At 70.4% G+C, this 3,651-nt stretch carries 1 protein-coding gene; it reads left to right on the plus strand.

Going from position 1 to position 3,651, the window contains the following annotated elements; translation table 11 throughout:
- Positions 1 to 40: 40 nt before the first annotated feature.
- A partial coding sequence (locus ACIRVH_RS46370; protein WP_403967146.1) for a condensation domain-containing protein occupies positions 41 to 3,651 on the plus strand: 3,611 nt, incomplete at its 3' end.

A 3,651-nucleotide genomic window follows, 5' to 3' on the forward strand; every position in this document is an offset into this window, starting at 1 on the left:
TGGCTATCACGGCCGGTCCGGGCTGACGGCGGAACGGTTCGTGGCGGATCCGTTCGGTCCTGCGGGGCAGCGGATGTACCGCACCGGGGATCTGGCCCGGTGGACGGCCGATGGCGTGCTGGAGTACGCGGGCCGCGCGGATGCGCAGGTCAAGGTGCGCGGTCAGCGGATCGAGCCCGCGGAGGTCGAGGCGGTGCTGGCGGCGCATTCGGCCATCGAGCAGGCGGTAGTGGTCGCCCGGGCGGGTCGCGGCGGGGGAACTCGGCTGGTGGCGTATGTGGTGCCGGTGGACGGCGCGGTTGGGCTCGGTGAGGACGGTGGCCTCGACGTCGACGTCCGTGCGGGTGTGTCGGTGGCGGAGCTGCGGGCGTTCGTGTCGGGGCGGTTGCCGGAGTTCATGGTGCCGTCGGCGTTCGTGATGCTGGAGCGGCTGCCGTTGATGGCCAACGGCAAGCTGGAGCGGGCCGCCCTGCCCGAGCCGGAGTTCACCGAGAGTGCTTACCGTGCCCCGTCCACGGCGACGGAGGAAGCGCTGGCCTTGGTCGTGGCGGAGGTGCTGGGTCTGGACCGGGTCGGTGTCGATGACGACTTCTTCGCTGTGGGCGGGGATTCGATCCGGTCGATCCAGGTGGTGGCGCGGGCGCGCCGGCAGGGGATCGAGGTCACTCCGCGGCAGATCTTCGAGGCCCGGACGGTGGCCGAACTGGCCCGGGTGGCCTCGACGGCCGGTGACGTGGTCCGGCTGGAGGAGCTGGAGGGTGGCGGTGTCGGGTGGATGCCGTTGCCTCCGGCGGGGCGGTTCCTGCTGGAACAGGGCGATGCGTACGACCGGTTCGCGATGGCCGCGCTGCTGCAGCTGCCGGAGGGTATCGATGAGTCGGGTCTGACCGCGACGCTGGCCGCGGTGATCGACCATCACGATGTCCTGCGTTCCAGGCTGGTGCCGCAGGAGGGCTCCCTGGACGTGCAGCCCGCGGGAATGGTCCCGCTCACCGGTCTGATTCACCGGGTCGAATGTGACGGCTCGTGGGATGCGGCCTGGCAGGAGCGGGCGGGTATGGAGCTGGATGCGGCGGCGGGCCGGCTGGATCCGCGGGGCGGGGTGATGGCGCAGTTCGTGTGGTTCGCCCCCACCGATGACACCCTTGCGGGGCGGTTGTTGGTGGTGCTGCACCATTTGGTGGTGGACGGGGTGTCCTGGCGGATCCTGGTCCCGGACCTGGCCGCGGCCTGGCAACAGACCCGCGCCGGCCGGCCGGTCGTCCTGGATCCGGTGGGCACCTCCATGCGCCGCTGGACCCACGCGCTCACAGACCAGGCCACCAGCCAGGCGGAACAGCTACCGGTGTGGCGGGAGATCCTCGACGGCCCCGACCCGGTCCTGGGCCGGCGTCGCCCGGACCCGGCAGTGGATGTCATGGCCACGGTGGAATCGGTACGCATCACGGTCCCGGTGGAGGTGACCCGGGCCCTGCTGACCGTGCTGCCGGCCGCCTTCCACGCCGGGGTCGACGACGGCCTGCTGACCGCACTCGCCCTGGCCGTGGCCCGATGGCGCGCCGAACGCGGCATGGCTGAGTCCTCGGTGCTGGTGCGGCTGGAGGGACACGGCAGAGAGCAGGACCTGGTGCCGGGTGCGGACCTGTCCCGCACGATGGGCTGGTTCACCAGCATGTTCCCCGTCCGTCTGGACGTGACCGGCTGCGACCTCGACGAAGCATTCACCGGCAAAGCCGCCGCGGGCCTAGCCGTCAAACAGGTCAAGGAACAACTGCGCGCCATCCCGCACAAGGGCATCGGCTACGGCCTGCTACGCCACCTCAACCCCGAGACCGCCGAAGAGCTGGCCGGACTGTCGGATCCGCAGATCGGGTTCAACTACCTCGGCCACCTCTCCACCGCCGACATGCCCCAGCACCTGCGCGGTGAAGGCTTCACCCCCGTCCTCGGCGCCGGCGAACTCATCCCCACACCCGACCCGGACATGCCCGCGATGTCCGCGCTGGAGATCAACGCCCTGGTCACCGACACCGACCACGGCCCCCAACTGACCGCCCTGCTCTCCTACCCCACCGGCATCTGGGACCAGACGGACGTAGACGAACTCGCCCAACACTGGCAGTCCGCCCTGAAGGCCCTCACCCGCCACGCCACCACCCCCGGCGCCGGCGGCCTGACCCCCACCGACCTCCCCCTCCTCACCACCACCCAGACCGACATCGACACCTGGGAACACACCTACCCCGGCCTGACCGACGCCTGGCCGCTCACCCCGCTGCAGTCCGGTCTCCTCTTCCACGCCCTGCTCGCCGACGGCGCCTACGACGCCTACCACATGCAAATGGCCTTCCACCTGGCCGGACCAGTGGACCCACAACGCATGCACGCCGCCGGCCAGGCCCTCCTGGACCGCCACCCCAACCTGCGCGCCGCCTTCGCCCCCGACACCACCGGGAACCTCACCCAACTCATCCCCGCCACAGTCGAACTGCCCTGGCAACTCCACGACCTACGACACCTGCCCGACCAGGAACGCGACACGGCCCTGGAGAACTTCCTCGCCGAGGACCGCACCGCCCACTTCCACCCGGACAGGCCACCCCTGCTCCGCCTGGCACTGGTCCGCCTGACGGACGACCGCAGCGAACTCGTCCTCACCGCCCACCACGTCCTCCTCGACGGCTGGTCCCTCCCCCTCCTCCTCAACGACCTGCTCCGCCTCTACACCACCAACGGCGACACCACCCCGCTACCCCGCCCACCCGCCTACCGCGACCACCTCACCTATCTCACCCACCGCGACCACAAAGCCGCCGCCCACGCCTGGACCCAAGAACTGGCCGGCATCGAGGCGCCGACGCTGCTGGTGTCACCTGCCCAGGCGCCAAAGACCGCTTCCGAGGTCGGCAACATCGAGGTTCCGGTTCCCGATGCCCGAGCCGTGGCCCGCTGCGCGGCCGAACTCGGCATCACCCTCAACACCCTCGTGCAAGGCGCCTGGGCGGTCCTGTTGTCCGCCCTGACGGGACAGCGCGACGTCGTCTTCGGCGCCACCGTCTCCGGACGCCCCGCCGACCTCCCCGGGGTCGACGAGATGGTGGGCATGTTCATCAACACCCTCCCCGTCCGCGTCGACTGCACCCCCGCACAGACCCCCGCCGACCTCCTCACCACCCTCCAGAGCCGACAAGCCGCCCTCCTCGACCACCACCACTACCCCCTCACCGCCATCCAACAGAACACCGGAATGAGCACCCCCCTCTTCGACACCCTCATCGCCTTCGAGTCCTACCCCATCGACCGCACCACCCTCACCGACACCGCAACCACGAGCGAAGGCATCACCATCACCGGCGTCCGTCCGTACGCCGGCTCCCACTACCCCCTCATGCTCACCGCCACCGGAGACCCGCACCTGCGTCTCACCCTCCAGTACCGATCGGACCTCATCGACCCCGCCACCGCCGACCGCATCGCCGCCCGTTACAGCCGCATCCTCGACCACCTCGCCACCCACCCTCACGCCCTCATCAACACCGTGCCTGTCCTCGACCCGGAGGAGCACGAGGCGTTGGTGGTGCGGGGGGTGAATGAGACCGGGGTGCCGGTGTTGCCGGTGTCGGTGGGGGAGTTGGTGGAGCGGCGGGTTGC

Source organism: Streptomyces sp. NPDC101165, assembly GCF_044768135.1.
Taxonomy (GTDB): Bacteria; Actinomycetota; Actinomycetes; order Streptomycetales; family Streptomycetaceae; genus Streptomyces.